This is a genomic window from Kitasatospora sp. NPDC092039, from assembly GCF_044756065.1.
Taxonomy (GTDB): Bacteria; Actinomycetota; Actinomycetes; order Streptomycetales; family Streptomycetaceae; genus Kitasatospora.
In genome coordinates, this window is sequence record NZ_JBIVSD010000015.1 from 97,368 (window position 1) to 118,248 (window position 20,881).

Here is a 20,881-nt window from a genome sequence, read left to right on the forward strand (position 1 = left end):
CACCCGAAGGGGATTCCGCATGTCCCGTAAGTCCCAGTACCGCTCCCGGCGAGCGGGAGTGCTGGCCGCCGTCGCGGCCGCCGCCGGCACTCTGAGCACCTTCGCCCCGGCCGGCGCCGTGACCGGTGACCCGACGGCCGCCGGCTCGTACACCTTCACCGCGCGCCTGCTGATCGGCGACAACCTGCGGGCCTGCACCGGCGCGCTGATCGACCAGTACTGGGTGATCGGCGCCGCCTCCTGCTTCGCCGACGACCCGGCGCAGCCGCAGGCGCTGGCCGCCGGCGCACCCAAGTGGGGGACGGTCGCCACGGTCGGCGCGAAGTCGGCCCAGGTGGTCGAGCTGGTGCCGCGGCAGGACCGCGACCTGGTGATGGCCCGCCTCGCGACGCCCGTCGAGGACGTTGTGCCGCTGGCGGTCGCCACCACCGCGCCGACGGCCGGGCAGTCGCTGCGGGTGCCCGGCTTCGGGCGCACCAAGTCGGAGTGGATCCCGAACACGCCGCACGCCGGGGCGTTCGGCCTCGACACGGTGAGCCCAGCCGGTGTCGGCCTCACGGGGACGGGCGGTGCGGCGGTCTGCAAGGGCGACACCGGTGCTCCGGTGGTCCGGGAGGTCAACGGGAAGGCCGAGCTGGTGGCCGTGGCGTCCCGTTCCTGGCAGGGCGGCTGCCTGGGCGTGCCCGCCAGCGAGACCCGCACCGGCGCGTACGGCTCCCGGGTCGACGATCTCGGCCAGTGGATCACCAACGTCCGGCACTCCACCCCGTCGGGGACGGTGGTGAAGGCCTCGCCGTTCACCGTCGTGGACCCGGTCACCGGCCACCCGCTGACCTTCGTGCAGGACAGCGCCAACCACCTGTGGTCGGTCGACCCGAGGAACGAGGGCTGGCTCGATTTGGGCGGTTACGCTGCCGCCCGCCCCACCGCGATCGTCGACCCGGCCGACAGCCACGTGAAGGTGTACGTCAACGGGCCGGACCACAAGCTCTGGTCCTACGACCGCACCACCGGTCAGTGGACCGCGTTCGTCCCCACCCCGTCGGGAACGGTGCTGGCCCCCGACGCCGTGCCGCGCACGGTCGTCGACCCGGCCACCGGCCGCCTGGTGACCTTCGTCCGCGACACGGCCAACCACCTGTGGTCGGTCGACCCGCAGGGCGAGGGCTGGTACGACTACGGCGGGCTGGCCGCCACCGATCCCGTTCCGGTCGTCAATCCGAACGACGGCCACATCGTGGTGTACGTCAACGGGCCGGACAACCGACTGAACTCCGTCGACCGCAAGGGCGCGGGCCGGGTCGAGTTCGTTCCGCCGGCCCTGGCGCCCGACGCCGTCCCCTCGGCCGTGGTCGACCCGGCCACCGGGCACTTCACCACGTTCGTCCGCGACGCCGCCAACCACCTGTGGTCCGTCGACCCGTGGGGCCCGGGCTGGCGCGACTGGGGCGTGATGGCCGCCACCGACCCGGTCGCGGTCGCCGACAAGGACGGCAACCGGACCGTGGTGTACGTCAACGGCCCGAACAACCGGCTGCACGCGCTGGACTTCTCCACCGGGACGTGGACCGAGTTCGACCCCACCCCGGCCGGTACCGAGCTGGCCGCGGACGCCGTCCCGCAGACCGTCCTCGACCCGGCCACCAAGCACCTGGTCACGTACGTACGGGACGTCAACAACACGCTGTGGTCGGTCGACCCGCAGGGCCCGGGCTGGGTCCGCTTCCACGGCGGCCCCTCCGCTCCCTGACCTGCCCCGGTGCGGCCCGCCCCGGCATCCGCGCGGGCGGGCCGCACCGTCGGGGACGTCAGAGGCGCTCGGGTACCGGGTTGCCGACGGCCTCGATGGCCCGGCGGACCGGGACCTTCAGCAGGACGGCGAAGCCGATGACGAAGAAGACCAGCAGCGAGATGATCGCCGAGCGGTAGCTGCCGGTGAGCTGGTAGGCGAGGCCGAAGACGAGCGGGCCCATCCAGCTGGTGCCGCGGTCGCTGACCTTGTAGAAGCTGAAGTACTCGGCCTCCCGGCCGGGCGGGATGAGGTGGGAGAACAGGGAGCGGGAGAGCGCCTGGCTGCCGCCGAGGACCAGGCCGATCATGCAGGCCAGGGCGTAGAACCAGGCGGGCTGGTGGGCGGGCATGAAGTAGCCGAGGGCGACGGTGACGGCCCAGCCGACCAGGGAGCCGAGGATGGTCCGCTTGGCGCCGTACCGGTGGGCTATCCGGCCGAGCAGCAGCGCGCCGCCGATCGCCACGACCTGGACCAGGAGCACGGCGGTGACCAACGAGGTCTGGTCCATGCCGAGTTCCTCGCTGCCGTAGAGCGAGGCCTGGGAGACGACGGTCTGGATGCCGTCGTTGTAGCAGAGGAAGGCGGCGAGGTAGAGCAGGGTGAGCGGGTGCTTGCGCATGCCGCGCAGCGTGCGGGCGAGTTCGCGCAGGCTGCCGCCGGCGGGCTCGCCGTCCCCGGCCGCGGCCGGGCCCTCGGCGGCGCGGCTGGGGGCGACCCCGGCCCGGGAGGGCAGCCGCAGCATCGGGACGACGGTGAACAGTGCCCACCACAGGCCGGCCGAGGCGAGGCAGATCCGGACGGCGGTGCCGGAGTCCAGGCCGAAGGCGTCGTGGCCCTGGAACAGCACCAGGTTGGCGATCAGCAGCAGTCCGCCGCCCGCGTAGCCGTAGGCCCAGCCCGTGGAGGAGACCTTGTCGCGCTCGTCGGGGGAGGCCAGGCCGGGCAGGTAGGCGTAGGAGAGCGCGACCGAGGTCGCGTACGAGATGTTGGCGACCACCAGCAGCGCGCCGCCGAGCAGGTAGCGGTCGCCGTCGAGGAGGAACATCCCCATTGTGGCGAGCGAACCGACGTACGCGAAGCCGCACATCAGCTCCTTGTGGCGCCCGGTGCGGTCGGCGACGGTGCCCGTCAGCAGCATCACCGCGACCGAGAGCAGCACGGAGAAGGAGACCGTGTACGGGAAGAACGATCCCGCGCGGATCGACAGGCCGAGCGGGTGCACGTTGCCGGCCGCGTCGGCGGCCTCCTTGGCGACGGTGGTCAGGTACGGGCCGAGGAACACCGTCAGGACGGTGGCCGAGAAGGCGGCGTTCGCCCAGTCGTTGACGTACCAGCCGAACTGCATCCGACGCAGGGAGCGGGCGTCGTCGGCGGAGGAGGCGGGGGAAGCGGAGGCGGCAGGGGAAGCAGGGGAGCCGGAGGCGGCGGAGGCGGTGGTGGCCGCGTCGGCGGCCGTGGGGTCGGTCGGTGGGTCGTCCGGCAGGTGCGTCGCCGAGTTCGTGGAGCTCATGGGGTTCCCATCACCGTGCTGGAGCCCGTGCTGCCGTCCGTCCAGCAGCCGCGCTCGCCGAGGACGTCCCGCAGGACGTCGATGCGATCGGCCATGATGCCATCCACACCCAGGTCGAGGAGAGCCCTGATCCGTGTGGGATCGTCCACAGTCCAGACGTGCACCTGGAGCCCGAGCCGGTGGGCGGTGCGGACGAAGGCCCGGTCGACGACCCGGACGCCCCGGTGCCGCTCCGGCACCTGCGCGCACAGCCCGGTGAAGGGCGCTCCCGGGCGCCGGGAGAGTGGACCGCGCGCGGGCGACGGCAGGAACGGTTTGGCCAGCGAGCGCAGCCGTAGCCGGGCCACCTCGCGCGGGCCGAGCGACGTGGCCAGCCGGGGCCCGGCGGCGGCCCGGACGGCGGCCAGCCGGGTGTCGGAGAAGCCGCCGACGCAGACCCGGTCCCAGGAGCCGGTCCGGCGGATCGCCTCGACCAGCGGCGCGACGGCCGGCGCGGCCTTGACGTCGATGTTGAAGCGGGCCCCGGGGAACGCGCCGAGCAGGTCCTCCAGCAGCGGCACCGGCTCGGTCCCGCCGATCCGGGCCCGCCTGACGGCCTCCCAGGGCAGCTCCGAGACGGCGCCGGTGCGGTCGGTGACCCGGTCGAGGCGCGAGTCGTGGAAGGCCACCAGCACGCCGTCGGCGGTCGCGTGCACGTCCGTCTCCAGGTAGCGGTAGCCGAGCGCGACGGCGGCCTCGAAGGCGGCGAGCGAGTTCTCGGGGCGCCCGAGGTCACCGCCCCGGTGTGCGAAGGCGAGCGGCCCGGGGTGGTCGAGGAAGGGGTGCATGTGCTGCTCCGAGCTGCGGGGAGGGGACCCGGCGGGCCCGCGAGGCCGGGATCCGTGGGCGTACCAGCGCGTTACAGTATTACGCACCCTGTCAAGCAGTAACGATCACTCGGCCCCGGGCCGGTCCCCGGTCCCCGTTCCCGCCATCGCGCCCCGACCCCCGGCGCACAGCACCCACCGCTCAGCCGCCCGCCCCCGCCCGGGCGTCCCGGCGCATGCCGAGGATCTCCGCGACGGCCTCCAGCCAGCGCGCGAGCAGCTGGTCGCCGTCGACGGTGGTGACGGTGGTGGCCGCCGAGCCCAGCCAGTCGCGGGCGAGCCGGGCCGGCTCCGCCCCGGGCAGAGGTTCGGCGAGGTCCGCGGCGTAGCGGGCGCCGCCGCTGCGCACCACCTCGGCGAGGAAGGTGAGCGACCGGGGGAGCACCCCCAGCCGGTCGGCGGCCAGGGCGGCCGCGACGGCGCCCTCGCCGAACAGTGCGGCCCGGTGCGGCCCGGCGAAGGCCAGGCCGTAGCGGAGCATGGCGGCCACGTCGAGCCGGAGCAGCTCGTCGTCGCCCTTGGGGCGGAAGCGGTCGTCGGGGCTCATCGGACCGTCACCGTGTAGGTGTTGCGCACGACCAGTTTCCTGTTCTCTTCGCCGGTGGTGGGGAGGTTGCAGTAACCGCGGAAGCAGTTGAGGAGGGTGACGGCGGTGGTCCCGCCGCCCTTGGCCTCGAAGGTGTAGAAGCGGGTGCCGCCGACGCCGTCCGAGGTCTTCGACTCCTTCGGGAGGTCGAGCTGCTCGTCGGCCAGGGCCGCGACCGCGGCGTCCGGTTTCGGGTCCGCGACGCTCCAGCGGTCGCCGGCCGAGGAGTTGTCCCGGACGGCGACCGTGAAGCGCTCGCCGACGGCGAGGGTCACCGAGCGCTCCTCCGGGCCGAGCAGCCGGCCGCGGCCCGATCCGCCTGATCCGCCCGATCCGTTCGGCCCGCCCGATCCGGCCGCCCCGTCCTGTCCGCAGGCCGTCAGCCCGACCGTCAGCCCGGCGGCGAGGACGGCCGCCAGCGCCGCCGCCCGCACCGGCCTCCTGGTGAACACCCTTGCCACCCCGGTCACTTCGGCATGTGGACGGCGTAGGCGGTGGGCAGCCGGTTGTCCGAGGCCCCGCCCATGCGGCCGTTGACGAAGTCGTCCTCGCTGACCCAGGTGGTGGTGCCCCACGGGTTGTAGATCTGCAGCATGTCGCCCTCCTGGCCGACGATCATCATGGCGTGGCCCGACCGCTTGCCGTCCTTGTCGTAGCCCTCCACCCCGACCGGCACCGGCTTGCCGTCGGCGACCGACTTCTCGATGTCCGGCAGCAGCTCGCGCCGGGAGTCGGCGTCCGGCATCTTCTTGTAGTCGAACTCGGCGCCGGTGTGCGGGCTGACCTCGTGCTCCAGCACCCTCTCCTTGCCGTCCGGCCCCATGCCGTCCCAGTTGTCGCCGCCGTCGCCCTCCTGGTGCACCCGGTGCTGCTCGGCGAGCAGCCGCCGCTGGAACGCCGCCGGGTCGTCCTCCTGGCCGGTCGGGCCGCCGGTCAGGTCCAGCGCGTAGAGCGGGTCGACCATCGCCCGGGCGGTGACGGTGGAGGAGGCGACACAGGTGCCCTCGGTGTTCGCCTGCTGCCAGCGGGCGCCGTCGAAGGTCACCTCATCCGTGTTCCGGTTGGAACCGTCGTCGTTGGTCCCGCCGCTGCTGGTGTCGTCGTCCTCGGTGTGGACGGGCGTCAGGTGCGTCCGGAGCCACTCCGGGTCCTTGCCGTGGATCTTGCCCTGGAAGGTGCGGATCTCGTCCATGTTGTGACCGGCCGCCAGCGCCTTCATCAGATAGGCGCGCTCCTGCGGCGACTTGGAGTCGGCGAGCAGCTTCTCGAAGTCCGCCCGGTCCTTCTCGTTCATCTTGTCCAGGTACTCGCCGGACCGCTTCATGTCGTTGGCGGTCAGCAGCTCGTTCAGCTCGGTCGGACCGTCCGGACCGGAGGTCTCGGCGAGCACGATCTTGTCGGCCGCGGTGACCGCGTTGGTCTTCATCTTGCCCGCGCGGGCCTCGGAGGCCAGCTTGTTCAGGTCGCGGGCCGCGGCCCGGGCGGCCTCGTCGGCGTGCTTGGCGGCGGCCAGCATCGACTCGACGTACGGGGCGGCGGCCTGCTGGGCCTTCTTGCGCTCCGCCTCCTCGTCGTCGTACTCGACCATGTCGTCGAACCAGCCGTCCTCGCCGCCCAGCGAGCTCAGCACCTGCTGGAGCCCGGAGCGCGCGGCGCCGTCCTGGCTCTGGGCGGTGCGCAGCGCGTCCGCGAGGCGGAGCAGGGCTATCCCGCCGTTGTGCAGCGCGGTGGTCTGCTGGTCGACGGCCCGGGCGGCGGCGGCCACCACCTCGGCGGCCTTCGCGCCCGTCGAACCGGTCCAGACGTCCGGCAGCCCGGAGGTGGACACCGCCAGGACGTCCTGGTGGAGCTGGCTGGAGTCGGCCGCCGCGGTCTTGTAGCGGTTGCCGGTCGCCTCGATGGTGCCCACGTCCCCGACCGGGGCGTGCACCGCGAGGGCGCCCTTGATCGCGGAGATCAGGCCGTTCTTGCTGTCCGCCCCGCGGACGTCCTTCAGCCGTTCGCTCAGCGCCTTGCAGCGCTGGGTGGTGGATTCCCCTGCCATGGCGGCTCGTTCGCCCCCCTGCTTCCTTGCCCGTGGTGTGGTTCCTGCTGGTGCTGCTCGTTCTCACCGCTGCCCGTCGGCTGCTGTCGGCGGCCCGTCAGCCGCCCGTCAGCTGTCAGCTGTCAGCCGTCAGCCGTCAGCCGTCCGTCGGCCGTCCGGCCTCAGCCGAAGGGCCGGTACTCGCCGCTGCCCGCGGCGGCGAGGTCCTTCACCACCGTGCCGTCGGCCGACTGGTAGCCGACCGAGGAGCTCCGCACCTTGCCCGCCAGCTCGCTCAGCGCGCTCTTGATCGTCGCGCTCTCCGCCTGCCAGGCGCTGCTGAAGTTCTGGTACGCCGGGTCGACGTCCTCACCTCCGAACACGTCCGCGGTGTAGCACATCGGGTCGCTGATCGCCGCCCCGATCCTGCCCTCGTCGCCGGACGCCTTGTCCAGCGCCTTCGCCTGCCCCTCGGCCCCGCCGGCCTGGATCGCGTACCCCGACCCCTGCGCCATGGTTCACCTCTCGTGCGTCCCCCGAGCCGTCCGCGCGACGGCGTCCGAGCACCATACGGGCCCTCCGGTGCCCGGGCAATTCGTATCGCGCCTGGTCGGAGCGGTGTTGCCGTTTCATGACACACCGTCCACCATCCGGTGACCACCGCCGCCGACGCCCGTTCACGGCCCGCCCACGGCCCGTCCACGCCCCGTCCACGGCCGGTGCGGCGCCGAGCGACGGCTGCCGCCGGTGCCGCACCGGCCCGGCGAAGACACCGTCCTGTCAGCGCGGTGCCGGTGACCTGTCAGCGGTGACAGCGTCCTGTCCACCACCTGCAAGCGGCCCGTCCCAGGCTGGGGTCGAAACGAGGCAGACGACCCATGGGAGGTCACCATGTCGAACAGCACCCGGCCGAACTCCGGCCCGCGCACCACCTCGGTCCTGGTCTCCGGCGCCGGGATCGCCGGCACCGCGCTCGCCTACTGGCTGAACCGCTACGGCTTCCACGTCACCGTCGTGGAGCGGGCCCCCTCGCTGCGCGGCGGCGGGCAGGCGGTGGACATCCGCGGCACCGCCCTGACGGTGGTCGAGCGGATGGGGCTGCTGGAGGAGGTCCGGGCCCGGCGGACCGGGCTGCTCGGGATGTCCGTGGTCGACGCGGACGGCCGAGAGCTGAACCGCAGCACCGAGTGGACGGCCAGCGGCGGGCCGATCGAGGGCCCGGACGTGGAGATCCTGCGCGACGAACTCGCCGAGCTGATCGTCGGAGCGGAGAAGACCGCCGAGGGCACCGGAGCCGTCGGAACCACCGGGGCCGTCGGAGCAGCCGGAGCGGCCGGAACCGCGGGGAGCGCCGGGCCCGGCGTCGAGTACCGCTTCGACGACGCGATCGAGACCCTGGTGCAGCACCCGGAGGGCGTCGAGGTGCGGTTCCGCAGCGGCACCGAGCGCTCCTTCGACCTGGTCGTCGGCGCCGACGGCCTGCACTCGAACACCCGCCGCCTCGTCTTCGGCCCCGAGGCGGACTACCTGCACCCCATCGGCACCTACCTCGCCGGCTGGAGCGCGCCCAACCACCTCGGCCTCGACCGCTGGGAGGTCGCCTTCCGGGACGGCGCCGACCCGAACTGGTTCTGCATGGCGATGACCGTCCGGGAGAACAGCGAACTGCGCGTCTTCGTCGGCTTCCACAGCGACGAGCCGCTCGACGACATGCTCCCGCGCGAGCCCGCCCGGCAGCGCGCGCTGGTCGCCGAGCGCTCCGCCCACGCCCGCTGGGAGGTGCCGCGCTTCCTCCAGGCGATGGAGGAGCCCGGGGCGTCCTTCCACTACGACGTCATCGCCCAGATCCGGATGGACCGCTGGTCCAAGAACCGCGTCGTCCTGCTCGGCGACGCGGGCTACTGCTGCTCCCCGGCCACCGGCCAGGGCACCAGCGTGGCCCTGACCGCCGCCTACGTGCTGGCGGGCGAACTGCACGCGGCCGACGGCGACCACCACACGGCCTACCCGGCCTACGAGCGGCGGCTGCGCGACCACGTGGCCGCCAACCAGGCGATCCTGGAGGTGACCGGGGACCGGAAGGCCCGGTCCGAGATGGTCGCGAACCTCGGACTGGCCGACCCGAGGCTGGAGGCGCTCCACCAGGCGGCCCTCGCCTTCGACCTGCCGGACTACTGACCGACCGGGCCGACGGGCCGTGCCCGGTCGCCGGGTACGGCCCGTCGGCCCGTCCGTCGGGTACGGCCCGTCCCGCGCCGCTACCGGGCGACGGGCGGGGAGAGCTCCGCGGCGAGCCGGCGCAGCTCGGGGCCGTACTCGGGGTTGGCGAGCGCGGCGGCGAACTGGGCGCGCAGGTAGGCGGCGGGGTTGCCGGTGTCGTACCAGGTGCCGTCGATGACCTGCCCGTAGACCGCGCGCCGGGCCGCGTAGGCGTTGATGGCGTCGGTCAGGTACACCTCGTCCTCGGGCTTCTCGGCCCACCGGAGGGTCAGCTCGCGCAGCTCGTCGACGATGCCGGGAGTGATGACGTAGCCGCCGATCGCGGCGTAGGAGGAGGGCGCGTCGTCCGGCTTCGGCTTCTCGACCAGGCCGGTGATCCGCAGCGAGCCGCCGCCGAGGTCCTCCTTCACCACCGGCACGCCGTAGCGGTAGGAGTCCTCGGGCGCCATCGGCATCAGCGCGAGCACCGGCGCGTTGGTCTGCTCGTACGCCCGGATCAGCTGCTGCGCGCGGGGGACCTCGGCCACGAAGACGTCGTCGGGCCAGAGCACCAGGCAGGGCTCGTCGCCGAAGTGGCGGGCGGCGTTGAGCACCGGGGTGCCGTTGCCGTACGGGCCGTGCTGGTAGAGGTAGCTGATGTGGCCCTTGCGGGACAGCTCGCCGACCTCCTCGACCGCCGCCGCGAACGCCGTCTTGCCGTCCCGGCGCAGCTGCTCGACCAGGACGGGGTTGGGGCGGAAGTGCTCCTGGATCAGGCCCTTGTCGCCGTTCACGACGATGGTGATGTCGGTGATGCCGCTCTCGATCAGTTCCCGCACGGTGTGTTCGATCACCGGCTTGTCACCGACGGGCAGCATCTCCTTGGGGGTCGCCTTGGTCAGCGGCAGGAGGCGGGAGCCGAGGCCGGCGGCGGGGATGACGGCTCGGCGGATCGTCCTGGGGGCCATGTGACGCCCTCTCGTTTCGTCGGTGCTGCTGCGCCGTGGTGACGCGGCGTTACGGTGCCGACGCTATCAAGGTCCGACCTGTCGTTAAGTGGACGGTCGGCGTACGGAAGTTGGCCCCCCGGCAGCCGTCCGGCGGTGCCGTGGGCGCGGAGGAGCGAGCCGCCGGACCGGGCCCTTTTTGCTCCCGGCTCGTTGCCCACGGTGGCAGACCACCCGAGGACGACCACCGGAGGTTCCCATGACGGACGAGCCGGAAATGCCGCACGAGCCCGAGGCGCCGGACGGGCCCGAGCCGGACGAACCCGAGCTGCCGCCGTACCGCAGCTACACCTGGGAGGACGAGGAGGGAGCCGTCCACATCACCCTCTACCCCGGCGAGGAGGAGGCCGACGAGGAGCGCAAGGCCGCGTTCCGGGCGAGGGGCGCCCGGATGCTGGCCGACCTGATCACCGACCGGGAGGCGGAGCACACCCCGCCGTACCCCGGCCTGCCGAACCTCCGCCTGATCCGCGGCGGGGCAGGATCCCCCTGAACACCCGCTGGCACCAATGGAGTTGCTCGCCGCCACCACCCCGCGTACGCGCCCCGGCGCGCACGCGGGCAGCGCGCGGGGTCGACGCCCTGAGCCTCGCAGAGATCGCCCGGCGGGTGCGGGTCACCCCCGCGGCGCTCTACCGGCACTTCGAGAACCTGGCGGACATCGTCCGGCACCCGGCCCGCGACATCGTCGCCGACCTCGCGCTCGAACTCCAGGCGGCGGTCGACGCGGAGCCCGCGACCGACCTCGCGTCCCGGCTGATCGCCCCCAGCCGGCTCCCCGGGCATGGTTCCGTCCCCCCTGCGATCCCGTGTGTGCCGCGGGCACGCCCCCTCCGGCATGTCGGCCCGCAGGCCCGATGACCGGTCGAAGGTCCGTTCGGGCGCGGATCAGCCTATGCCGGACCACCGGACCGGTCGACAGCGGGACGGCCCGCCCGGCGCTCGGCCGGGCGGGCCATCGGGGCCGGGCCCCGGGGCCGGTCAGGCCCAGGGGTCGGTGAAGGAGCGGCCCGGGACGGGCTTGGCGATCAGGGCGATGGCGGTGAAGAAGTTGACCTGGCCGATGGCGAGCATGAGCGTGGTCAGCGCCTTGTCGTCGTAGTACCCGGCGACCTCGGCGTACAGCGCGTCCGACACCCGCTCACCGTGCGGGTTGGGCTGGAGGACGGCCTCGACCAGGGCGAGTGCGGCGCGCTCGGGGGCGGTGAACCAGGGGGAGTCCTGCCAGCCGGCCACCGAGGCGATCCGCTCCTCCGACTCGCCGGCCTTGCGCAGGAAGCCGGTGTGCAGGACGGTCAGGTAGGTGCTGCCGGCGATCTGGCCGGCCCGCAGCTGGATCAGGCTGATGGTGCTGCGGGGGACCGAGTTGTTGCCGGTCGCCTTGAACAGGGCGGCCGAGACCTCGGAGATCTCGGGGACGAGCTCCACCGGGTCCTGGGCCATGCGCGGGCGCAGCGGGATCTCGGCGGTGATCGGGCGGGCGTTCATCGTGGCGTTCCTCTTCTCGCGGGTGAACCGTGCGGTCACCGGTCCGACGGATCGCGGCGCGGATGTGTGACAGCCGGAGCCCGTTTTCCTCGAACGCCGTCGAACGCCGTCCGACGCGGTCTGACGTCGCCCCCGGGGCCCCGCCTCAGCCGAGTACCGCCGGCGTCGGCCCGTCCGGCCGCACGGTGATGCTGTACGCCGCGCCCGCGGGCCACGACCGGAACGACAACCGCCCCATCGGCAGCAGGAGTTCCAGCAGTGCCGTGGTCTCGCGCAGTGCGAACTGGGCGCCCAGGCAGGCACGGGCGCCGAGGCCGAACGGGAAGTAGGCACCGAGCTGCCCGGGTCGGTCCGCACCGGGGGCGAAGCGGGCGGGGTCGAAGCGTTCCGGGTCGGGCCACAGCGCCGGGTCGCGGTGGGTGAGGTACGGGCAGACCAGCACGTCCGTCCCGGCGGCGATGCGGTGCCCGGCGACGACGTCGTCCTCGACGGCGTGCCGGGGGAGCAGCCACGCGGAGGGGTAGAGCCGCAGCGTCTCGCTCACCAGGGCCTGCGGGTCGGCCGTCCGGGCCCCGGGGTGGCGGTCCAGCAGCAGGAAGAGCCAGGTGAGCGTGGTGGCGGTGGTCTCGTGCCCGGCGACGAGCAGGGTGACCAGCTCGTCGCGGATCAGCCGGTCGGTGTACTCGGGGTACTGCTCGCCCGCCTCGATCAGCGTCCGCAGCACGCCGGGCTCCTCGGTCGGCCCGGCCGAGCGTGCCGCGTCGATCGCCGCGTGGGCCACCGCGTCGATCCGGGCGAGGTCCCCGGCGACGGCGTCCCGGGCGTCCGCCGCGTTGGTCGGCAGCGTCGGCATCGCGGCCACCACCCGTTCCACCGACCGGAGTTCGCGATCCGTCCGGTCGTCCAGCGGCAGCCCGGTGAGCGCCCGCCAGACGGTGTCCAGGGCGAAGCCGCGCATCTCCTCGCCGACGTCGAAGGTCTCCCCGGTGCGCCGGTACCCCTCCCAGCGGTCGGCGGTCCGACGGGCCGCCGCGGCGATCCGCCGCTCGTAGCGGCGCATCCCGGCGCCGGTGAACTGCGACTGCAGCAACCGGCGTTGACGTTTCCAGGCGTCTCCGGCGGCGGACAGTACGCCGTCCCCGACGAGCATCCGGGCGCGGTGCGAGCGCTTGACGTACCGGTCCGGGTGGCGGCCCAGGACGTGCTGCACCGCGGCCGGGTCGGTGACCAGGACGGTCGGCGTCGCGCCGAGCCGGAAGGCGGCGACGCCGCCGACGCCGCGTTGCGCGCGGGCCAGCAGGTCGACGAGCTCGGCCTCCTCGGCCCGCCACTGCTCGACGACCTCGGCGGCCAGCTCCGGTACCGGGCGGGTGTCCGTGCTCACGGTTCGGGGTCCTTCCGTTCTGCTGACGGTTCGTCCGTTCCGGGAAGACTGTAGGCCCTGACCGTCCGAGGGTTGCACCGAACGGGTGGCGGGCCCGGCCGGGGGCGGCGCGGTGGCCCGCCCGGCCGTACGCGCACGGATACCGTGCGGCGGGGGCGACCGGCCCCCTGTTCGCTGCGCGGATGGGAGAACGCATGCCCGGGACCCGGCACTTCGGAGGCGGCAGGACCAGCCGCGCGGCCCGGTGGCTGGCGGCCGCCCTGCTCGTCCCGGCCCTGGCGGCCTGCGGCGGCGGCGACTCCGGCTCGACCGGCGCCAACCAGACCGGGAAGAACGAACGGAACGGCGGTTCGGGCCAGCCGGACGACCAGCGGACCAAGGAGGAGGCGGGCCAGGGCGGGTTCCGTAACGCCGGCCAGCCCTCGGCGAGCGTCCAGGGCACCGACAACACCGCCCTGATCAGCCTCTCCTTCACGTCGAAGACCAGCTTCGAGGCCGTCATCAGCAAGGTGGCCGACTGCGACAGTACGACGTACGCCACCCCGGCCGCGCAGAAGGTCCAGGTGACCGATGGCAAGACCGAGCCGGTCGAGTTCACCCTCCCGCAGTGGAAGCCGAAGACGACGGCCCGGACCATCTGCCTCACGGTGTCGGCCGACGACTCCACCAAGCGGATCCAGGGCGATGGCTCGGTGCGGATCATCAGCCCGGACGACGGGGCCACCACCACCGACGGCGGGACCCCGGACGACGGCGGGAGCCCCACCGGCGAGTCGAGCCCGTACGGCGGCGGCGCCACCGGCGACGGGAGCACCCCCTGAGTCCTGCCGAGGAGGACCCCCCGGGCGAGCCCCGGCAGCCGGAGGCGCGCTCCTGGACCGACTGGATCACCAAGCTCGCCTCCTGGGTCGCCCCGACCACCCTCCTCACCGCGCTGCTGTTCTTCTTCGGCTACGCCTACACCAGCTCGCTCTACGCCTACTTCGGCATCGACGCCGGCACGATCGGCTTCGCCACCCAGGACCTGCTGCTCCGCAGTTCCCCCGCGCTCTACGTCCCGGCCGGGGTCGCCCTGTGCGGCGCCCTGGTCGGCGCGCTGGGCTACCACCTCGCGACCAGGGCGGCCGGAGGCGGCGGGGGCGGCGCCCGGACGGTGCGGTGGATCTGCCTGGCCGTGACCGCGCTGGTCGTGCCGCTGCTGCTGCTCGGCTTCCTGGCCGGCTTCGAGGTGTTCGACGCCGGTACGACGGGCACCCCGCTGCTGATCGGCGGCGCCCTGCTGCTCGGGGTCCTGGCCCGGATGATGTACGTGCGCAGCACCGGCGCGCCGTACCCGCTGGCCGGGGAGCGCGCGGCGCTGGGCATCAGCGTGGCGATCATCGTGCTCTGCTCGTACTGGGCGGTCGGCGGCTACGCCCAGCAGAAGGGCACGGCCGACGCCGAGCAGCTCGCCCACCACCTCTACCGGCGTCCGGCGGTCGTCCTGGACACCGCGGAGCGCCTCCACCTGGGCTGGTCCGGGGTGCGGGAGACGGCGCTGTCCGACGTGGAGCCGGGCGCGCGGTTCCGCTACCGCTACGAGGGCCTGCGGCTGCTCGCCCACGCCGGCGGGCGGATGTTCCTGGTCCCGCGCAACTGGACCTGGGAGACGGGCAACGGGCTGATCGTCCCGTTCGACGCCACCGTCCGGGTCGCCTTCCACCCCGGCTGAGGCCCGGCGGCGCCCCGCGCCGTCCGTCATCGGCGCCGCGTTCGCCCCGCGTCCGGCCCGCGTACGCCCCGCACACGGCTGCGCCGCGGTCCGTCCCCCTCGACGGACCGCGGCGCAGCGGCTTCACAGGCGCCGGAGCGCCTCGATCACACCTGCTGCCAGAGCGCGGGGACGATCGGCGGCTCCCAGCCGACCTGGGCGGTGTGGCCCTGGAGGCAGCGGTAGCTGACCCCGTTGTAGGTCACCACGTCACCGGCCTGGTAGGTGGTGCCGGCGGCCCAGGTGCCACCGGGGTTCGGCGTGTCGCTGCCCACCACCAGGGAGAAGCTGGTGCTGTGGGTGGCCGAGCCGGTCCCGGTCAGGGTGATGTTGTAGGTCCCGGCGGCGGTCGAGGCGGAGGTGGCGACGGTGAGCGTCGCCGAGCCGCCGGACTGCACCGAGGACGGGTTGAAGGAGACCGTCACCCCGGCCGGGGCGCCCGAGGCGGTCAGGTTGACCGTCTGGGCCGAACCGGAGGTGGTCGAGGTGGCGACCGTCGCGGTGGCGGTCTCACCGGGCTTGACGGTGGCGGTGGTCGGGTTCACCGAGACGGAGAAGTCGTTGGCGGGCGTGGTGCCGCCGACCGAGGTCTTCCAGATGGTGTACGCCACGCCGTCGGCGCTGCGGTTCAGCACCGTCGCGTCGATGTTGTTGGTGGTGTCGCAGGAGGAGTGGTAGCAGGAGTCGTAGGAACGTCCCGCCGTGCCGCCCCACTTGGCCGCCTGCGCCGAGGTCTTGGTGTCGCTGGCGCCGGCCGCGTAGCCCGAGGTCGGGATGCCGGCCTGCTGGAAGGAGTAGTCGTCGGAGCGGCCCTGGCCCTCGACGTTCTCCTCCGGCTTGAGGTTCAGCGAGTCCCAGTAGGCCTTCATCGGAGCGGAGGTCGAGGAGTTGATGTTGTTGATGAAGTAGCCGGCGTTGGTCGAGCCGACCATGTCGAAGTTGTAGTACGCCTTGATCGCGGAGCGCTGGGCGGAGCTCAGCTGGCCGACGTAGGACTGCGAGCCCTGCAGGCCCTGCTCCTCACCGGTCCACCAGGCGAACCGGACGTGCCGGGTCAGGCTGGGGTTCTGCTGGGCGAGCGTGAGCGCGTTCTCCAGCAGGGTGGCCGAGCCGGAGCCGTTGTCGTTGATGCCGGGGCCGGCCGAGACGCTGTCCAGGTGGGCGCCGAACATGGTGACCTGGTCGGACGGGCCGCCGGGCCAGTCGGCGATCAGGTTGTTGGACTGGTAGGTGCAGGAGGTGCAGGTCTGCTCGGTGACGTTGTAGCCGGCCGCCTGCAGCTTGCCCTTGATGTACGCCACCGACTGGCTGTGCCCGGCGCTGCCCGCCCGGCGGTGGCCGCCGTTCTGGCTGGCGATGCTGTTCAGCTGGGACAGGTGGGCCTGGACCTTGGCCACGTCGATGTCGGGCGCGGGCCCGCCGGGGTTGCCGCCGCCGCCGACCGTCAGGCCGTACTGGGCGGTGTGGCTGGTCGAGCCGGCGGTGCCGGTGACGGTGATCTGGTAGGTCCCGGCCACCGCCGCCGTGGAGGTCGCGAGCGTCAGCGTCGAGGAGGAACCCGCCTGCACCGAGGAGGGGTTGAAGGTCGCGGTGACGCCGGAGGGCAGGCCCGAGGCGGTGAGGTTGACGGTCTGGGCGGTGCCGGAGGAGACGGCGGTGGCGACCGTGGCGGTGGTGGAGGCGCCGGGCTGGACGGAGCCGGAGGCCGGGTTGAGGGAGAGCGAGAAGTCGTTGTTCCCGGACGGCGTGCAGGTGGGATCGCCGCTCTGGGCGGGGACGCTGACGGCGTCCCAGGCGGCCTTGGTGCGGGTGAAGAAGGTGCAGGTCGGGTCGAGGTTCTTGGCGGCGGTCAGGGTCGCGGTGCGGTAGCGCTTGTAGGTCATGCCGCTGGTCTTGAGGAGCATGCCGCCGTAGAAGACGCGGCCGGCGTCCTTGATGCCGATGCCGGTGACGGAGGAGTTGTTGCAGGTGGGGCTGGTGGGCTTGCCGCCGCCGGGGTTGGAGCCCTCGGCGAGGAGGTAGAACCAGTGGTTCAGCGGGCCGGCCGCCGCGTGCTCCTCGGTCTGCGGGATGGACGCCGAGTAGCAGTTGGGGTTGTTGCTCACCAGTGAGGGGTTGTACATGTTGCGGATCGGACCGCTGCCGACCAGGTTGATCATCTCGCCGACGGTGTAGTCCGGGGCGTCGTAGGGGGCGCTCTGGTTGGCGTAGGACTCGGTGAGGGCGCCCATGATGTCGCCGGTGGCCTCGCCCAGGCCGGACTCGTTGTTGGCGCCGCCAGGGGTGTACTGGTCCAGGCCGTGGCCGAACTCGTGGCCCACCACGTCGATGGACGCGATCCACTTGTTGGCCTGGCTGTGGCCGATGGAGACCGTGCTGCCGTCCCAGTAGGCGTTGACGTCGTTGAGCCCGACCTTGACCGGCCAGCTGCCGCCGTTGCCGTTGTGCCCGTTGCGACCGAGCCAGTCGCGGAGCATGTCCCATTCCTTCTGGGCCGCGAACATCGCGTCGCCGCAGCCGGTCTCCTTGCTGGAGGCGCTGCCGTTGCCCCAGGTGTCGCTGGACTTGGAGAAGACCTGGCCGGTGCCGTAGTCGGAACAGGACAGGCCCGGGCGGTTGGGGTCGCGCAGCGAGTACGAGCCGCCCGAGCTGGTGGTGCTGATGCTCGGGGACGGGCCGTTCCACTCGCTGTTGACGGTGCCCGCGTGGACGTCGTCGTAGCTGTCGATCACCTCGCCGGTGGCGGCGTCGACGAAGACGTGCAGGCGGCTGGGGGTGGCGCCGCGGTGTCCGGTCAGGACGCTCTCCCAGGCCAGGCGGGCGCCCTGGCCGTCCTTGACCCGGACGACCAGGCGGGGGGCTTCGGCGGCGTCCACCGTCGGGAGCGCGGCGCGGGCCGTCCTCTCGGCCTGGTCGGCGGGTATCCGGGGGGTGGTGGAGCCGCCGACGGGGCCGGGGGCGGCGGACTGCAGGCCGCGGATCCTGCCCTGGGCGTCGGCGAGGACGACCGCGTCGCCGCCGACCACGGGCAGGCCGTGGTAGCTGCGCTCGTAGGCGACGGAGTAGAGGCCGGCGACCCAGGGCGTGACGGACTTGCGTTCGTAGGACTCGTCCGGGCCCTTGGCCAGGGCGTCCAGGCCGGCCGCGGTGGCGGCGTCGGCCGCGTTCACGGCCGCGGCCAGCGCGCTCGGCGGGGCCGGGGAGGGAGCGGGCGCGGCGGTGGCCGGCCCCGCGGTGGCGGCGATCATGCCGGCCAGCACGGTCAGGGTGGTCGCCGTGGTCAGCAACCTCCCCGCGGAAATCCTGCGTTGCATCGAGGCTCCTCGCATGTGGGGGTCCTCGACCGCGGACGGTAGGGCTGGTGGCACACCGCAGGGCCGCATGGGGAGGACGGCCGTGCGGACCGTCCGCGCTCGGGTGCCCCGAACCCTCACACGGCGTCATGCCCGGGTCAATGCCTGGTGCGCGGCGGGAAAGGGGTTGGCAAATTCCGTCAAGCTGGGGTTTTCTTCAAGTGGTTGAGACCACGTCATGTACGGGACGGGTGGCGATCGAGTACCGTCCTCGTCATCGGAGTCGTCGGAATCACAGGAATCGTCGGCAGGCCCTGCGACCGGCCGCCGGGGACGACGCGCCCGGGGAGGCAGCCGTGCAGCGGAACCGTGTGGCCCCCGCGGCGGCGGTGCCGGCACCGCCGACCGGCCGCGGGCAGGACGCCTGGCGGGAGTTCGGCGCCCGGCTGCGGCACTGGCGGCGCCGGGCCGGCCTCACCCAGGCGCAGCTCGGCGCCGGGATCGGCTACGACCACACCGCGGTCAGCAGGATCGAGCACGGCGCCCGCCGGGTCACCCCCCGGATCGCCGACCGGATCGACGACCTCCTCGGCGCCGGCGGCGAGTTGAGCGCCGCCTGCCAGCGCGCCGAGAGCGCCGAGCTCCACGTCCCGGACGCCCTCTCGCCCGCGCTGCTCCGGCCCCCACTGCCCGGCGGGGAGCCGGCCGGCGCGCCCGTCCCGCCCGCGGCCCCCGCTCCGCCGCGGCTGCCCGACTACGGCCTGCTCTGCCCGCTGCACGGCGCCGAGGGCTGCGCCGTCCCCGAGCGGGGGGAACTCGCCGCCCTGCACGCCGAGTTCTGCGCCCCCGAGGCACTCGCCGACCCGGCCGCCGCGCCCCCGCTGGACGCCGTCACCGCGCACGCGCTGACCGGGCTGCTCGCCGCCCACCTGCGATCCGGCGAGACCGGCGACCGGCCGGCCCTGGCCGCCGCCGTCGAGCGCACCCTGCGCGCCGTGCTCGCCCGGCTCGCCGCCGCCCCCGCCGCGCAGCGCGGCCCGCTGGTCCGGCTGGCCGCCGAGCACGCCCACGCGGCCGGCGCGCTGCGGATGCAGGACGGCCGCAACGCCACCGCGATGGCCTGCTACGACCGCGCCCTCACCTGGGCCGGCCTGGCCGCGGACCAGCCCACCCAGGTCGGCACGCTCAGCGACATGAGCATCCTGGCCCGGCTGGACGGGGACCCGGTCGCCGCCCTCGGCTACGCCCGCGAGATCGAACGGGTCGCCCCGGACCGGCACTGGGCCGGGGCGATGGGCCGGATCAGCCGGGCCCGGGCGTACGCCCTCACCGGCGACGTGCGGGCGACCGTCCGGCAGATCGGCCTGGCCCGGGCGCACCTGGACCACATCGGGGCGGAGGACGAGGTCGACGTGCCGTGGCTGTCCATCGCCTCGATGCGGATGCGGGTCGAGTCCGCGGCCGCCGCCGCGCTGCGCGACCTCGCCGCGGCCACCGACGACCCCCGGCTGGCCCGCCGGGCGCTGGACGCCACCGAGACCGCCCTCGGCCTGCTCGGCCCGGACCAGCTGCCGTCCAGCCGCCTGCTCTTCACCGTCCGGGCGGCCGACTGCCACGTCTGCGCGCACGACCCGGCGACGGCCGTCGAACTGCTCGGCCCCGCCCTGGCGGCGACCGGCGCGACCGCCCTGCCCGCGCTGGTCGAGTACGAGCTGCGCGGTCTGCGCGACCGTCTCGCGGCGCACGCGCCCCGTGCCGCACACCGACTGGTGGAGTCGGTCCGGTCCTGACCGGGTGGTGGCCCGGGTGCCGCGGCGCCGTCCGTCCGGTTGGCCGGATCGGTGGCGGCGCAGGGCAGCGCGGAAGGGGCGCGCACCGGCGCCCGTTCGCTTGAACAGCCGAGTCCGCACACCGCCAACTCCCGGTTCTTCTCGAAAATGCGCCCCCTTCGCGCCGTCCAGACGTCAACTTCGTGCGCGTATAGTCCGCCGATCGGGTCATTCATGGAGTTAACACGTCGAATGACTGTCACGACGCGTGTCTGCCGCTAGAGTCTCTGACGTTTCCAGTCGTTAGTCCGCGAAGAACGGGGGGCGCGTGCTGTCAGCCATTGCCCGCCGGCTCGCCCATCCGCTGCTGCTCCTGGGTGTGCTGTGCACGGCCGTCGCGACCCTGCACTTCCACTGGGCGCCGGACCGGGTCTCCCCGCTCTTCCTGGTCACCGTCATCGGATATCTGGCGGTCCTGGAGCGGGTGATCCCGTACCGGACCGAATGGCATCCGAGCCGACGTGAACTCGGCTGGTACAGCGTCTACTTCGTGCTGAGCATGGTCGGCGGCGCACTGGCCCAGGGGCTGGTCACGACGCTGGTGGAGGTGCTCGGCCCGGCCCACCCGGCGCTGCCGTTCGCGGTGGAGATCCCACTCGCGCTGCTGGTCGGCTCGCTCGGCGACTACCTCGTGCACCGCTGGTCCCACCGCAACCGGTGGCTCTGGCGGCTGCACGGGGTGCACCACGTCCCGGACAAGGTGAACGTCGCGAACAACGGCGTGAATCATTTCCTGGACGTGCTCGTCGCGCAGTCCGTGGTCCAACTGTCACTGGCCCTGATCGGATTCTCCCCGGATTCAGTGTTCGTGGTCGGAATATTCGTGCTTGCCCAGGGGTATTTCGTCCACGCCAACATCGATGTCCGAATCGGTCTGCTCGGCCACGTCCTGGCCGGCCCGGAACTCCACCGCCTGCACCACAGCACCGACCTCGCCGAAGCGGGCCACTACGCCTCGGACCTCTCGCTCTGGGACCACGTGTTCGGGAGCTTCACCTGGCGGCCCGGCAGAGTGCCGAAGGCCGTCGGCCTCACCGACCCGGCCGCGTTCCCCGCCACCGGGGAACTCGGCGCCACTCTGCTGCACCCCTGGCGCCGGGCGAAGACCACCGAGCAGTCCGTCTGAACCCCGGCCCGTGAGGCCGCCCCCACCT

At 73.4% G+C, this 20,881-nt stretch carries 17 protein-coding genes; 7 read left to right on the forward strand and 10 right to left on the reverse strand.

Translation table 11 applies throughout. The features are described from left to right. The first annotated feature begins 19 nt into the window (after positions 1-19). The gene (locus ACIQI7_RS26955; RefSeq protein ID WP_401114357.1) at positions 20-1,750 is read left to right on the forward strand and encodes a trypsin-like serine protease; all 1,731 of its coding nucleotides are present in this window, start codon (positions 20-22) and stop codon (positions 1,748-1,750) included. A gap of 58 nt (positions 1,751-1,808) precedes the next feature. On the opposite strand, the gene ACIQI7_RS26960 is transcribed toward ACIQI7_RS26955, so the two are convergent. From ACIQI7_RS26960 to ACIQI7_RS26985, 6 genes are all read right to left on the reverse strand, one after another. Further along, positions 1,809-3,137: an MFS transporter gene (locus tag ACIQI7_RS26960; protein ID WP_401114607.1), complete on the reverse strand. Its 1,329-nt coding sequence runs from the start codon at positions 3,135-3,137 to the stop codon at positions 1,809-1,811. Positions 3,138-3,298: 161 nt separating this feature from the next. Next, a complete protein-coding gene (locus tag ACIQI7_RS26965) occupies positions 3,299-4,129 on the reverse strand; it encodes a glycerophosphodiester phosphodiesterase (RefSeq protein WP_401114359.1) in 831 nt (276 codons plus the stop codon). Between the two features lie 181 nt (positions 4,130-4,310). Further along, entirely contained in the window at positions 4,311-4,715 is a 405-nt protein-coding gene (locus tag ACIQI7_RS26970; protein ID WP_401114361.1) for a hypothetical protein, read from the reverse strand. Beyond that, complete coding sequence (locus ACIQI7_RS26975; RefSeq protein ID WP_401114364.1) at positions 4,712-5,206, reverse strand: protease inhibitor I42 family protein; 495 nt, start codon at positions 5,204-5,206, stop codon at positions 4,712-4,714. The genes ACIQI7_RS26970 and ACIQI7_RS26975 overlap by 4 nt, the downstream gene beginning before the upstream one ends. 14 nt (positions 5,207-5,220) lie before the next feature. Next, the gene (locus ACIQI7_RS26980; RefSeq protein WP_401114367.1) at positions 5,221-6,798 is read right to left on the reverse strand and encodes a peptidoglycan-binding protein; all 1,578 of its coding nucleotides are present in this window, start codon (positions 6,796-6,798) and stop codon (positions 5,221-5,223) included. 161 nt (positions 6,799-6,959) lie between these two features. After that, the gene (locus ACIQI7_RS26985) at positions 6,960-7,292 is read right to left on the reverse strand and encodes a hypothetical protein (RefSeq protein WP_401114369.1); all 333 of its coding nucleotides are present in this window, start codon (positions 7,290-7,292) and stop codon (positions 6,960-6,962) included. 376 nt (positions 7,293-7,668) lie between these two features. Here ACIQI7_RS26985 and ACIQI7_RS26990 point away from each other — a divergent pair, with 376 nt between their 5' ends. Beyond that, positions 7,669-8,955, forward strand: coding sequence for an FAD-dependent monooxygenase (locus tag ACIQI7_RS26990; protein ID WP_401114372.1), 1,287 nt, complete (start codon positions 7,669-7,671; stop codon positions 8,953-8,955). 80 nt (positions 8,956-9,035) lie between these two features. On the opposite strand, the gene ACIQI7_RS26995 is transcribed toward ACIQI7_RS26990, so the two are convergent. Further along, the gene (locus ACIQI7_RS26995) at positions 9,036-9,944 is read right to left on the reverse strand and encodes a UTP--glucose-1-phosphate uridylyltransferase (protein WP_401114375.1); all 909 of its coding nucleotides are present in this window, start codon (positions 9,942-9,944) and stop codon (positions 9,036-9,038) included. A 238-nt stretch (positions 9,945-10,182) separates the two neighbouring features. On the opposite strand from ACIQI7_RS26995, the gene ACIQI7_RS27000 reads away from it, so the two are divergent. Continuing rightward, positions 10,183-10,476, forward strand: coding sequence for a hypothetical protein (locus ACIQI7_RS27000; RefSeq protein WP_401114623.1), 294 nt, complete (start codon positions 10,183-10,185; stop codon positions 10,474-10,476). Beyond that, complete coding sequence (locus ACIQI7_RS27005; protein WP_401114610.1) at positions 10,473-10,844, forward strand: TetR/AcrR family transcriptional regulator; 372 nt, start codon at positions 10,473-10,475, stop codon at positions 10,842-10,844. The genes ACIQI7_RS27000 and ACIQI7_RS27005 overlap by 4 nt, the downstream gene beginning before the upstream one ends. Before the next feature lie 120 nt (positions 10,845-10,964). On the opposite strand, the gene ACIQI7_RS27010 is transcribed toward ACIQI7_RS27005, so the two are convergent. Next, the gene (locus ACIQI7_RS27010; RefSeq protein WP_401114378.1) at positions 10,965-11,471 is read right to left on the reverse strand and encodes a carboxymuconolactone decarboxylase family protein; all 507 of its coding nucleotides are present in this window, start codon (positions 11,469-11,471) and stop codon (positions 10,965-10,967) included. 145 nt (positions 11,472-11,616) lie between these two features. Then, positions 11,617-12,855 carry a cytochrome P450 gene (locus ACIQI7_RS27015; RefSeq protein ID WP_401114381.1) on the reverse strand — a complete coding sequence of 413 codons (1,239 nt, stop codon included), beginning with the start codon at positions 12,853-12,855 and terminating at the stop codon, positions 11,617-11,619. A 607-nt stretch (positions 12,856-13,462) separates the two neighbouring features. Between ACIQI7_RS27015 and ACIQI7_RS27020 the strand changes: the two genes are divergently transcribed. Continuing rightward, positions 13,463-14,566: a hypothetical protein gene (locus ACIQI7_RS27020; protein ID WP_401114384.1), complete on the forward strand. Its 1,104-nt coding sequence runs from the start codon at positions 13,463-13,465 to the stop codon at positions 14,564-14,566. 146 nt (positions 14,567-14,712) lie between these two features. Here the strand turns inward: ACIQI7_RS27020 and ACIQI7_RS27025 are convergent, their stop codons facing one another. Next, complete coding sequence (locus ACIQI7_RS27025; RefSeq protein WP_401114386.1) at positions 14,713-17,919, reverse strand: M28 family peptidase; 3,207 nt, start codon at positions 17,917-17,919, stop codon at positions 14,713-14,715. 335 nt (positions 17,920-18,254) lie between these two features. On the opposite strand from ACIQI7_RS27025, the gene ACIQI7_RS27030 reads away from it, so the two are divergent. Together ACIQI7_RS27030 and ACIQI7_RS27035 are read left to right on the forward strand one after the other, a co-directional pair. Then, on the forward strand, positions 18,255-19,688 hold the full coding sequence (locus ACIQI7_RS27030) for a helix-turn-helix domain-containing protein (protein ID WP_401114389.1): 1,434 nt from the start codon (positions 18,255-18,257) through the stop codon (positions 19,686-19,688). A 307-nt stretch (positions 19,689-19,995) separates the two neighbouring features. Beyond that, positions 19,996-20,853, forward strand: a complete 858-nt coding sequence (locus ACIQI7_RS27035; protein WP_401114391.1) for a sterol desaturase family protein — start codon at positions 19,996-19,998, stop codon at positions 20,851-20,853. The last annotated feature ends 28 nt before the right edge of the window (positions 20,854-20,881 follow it).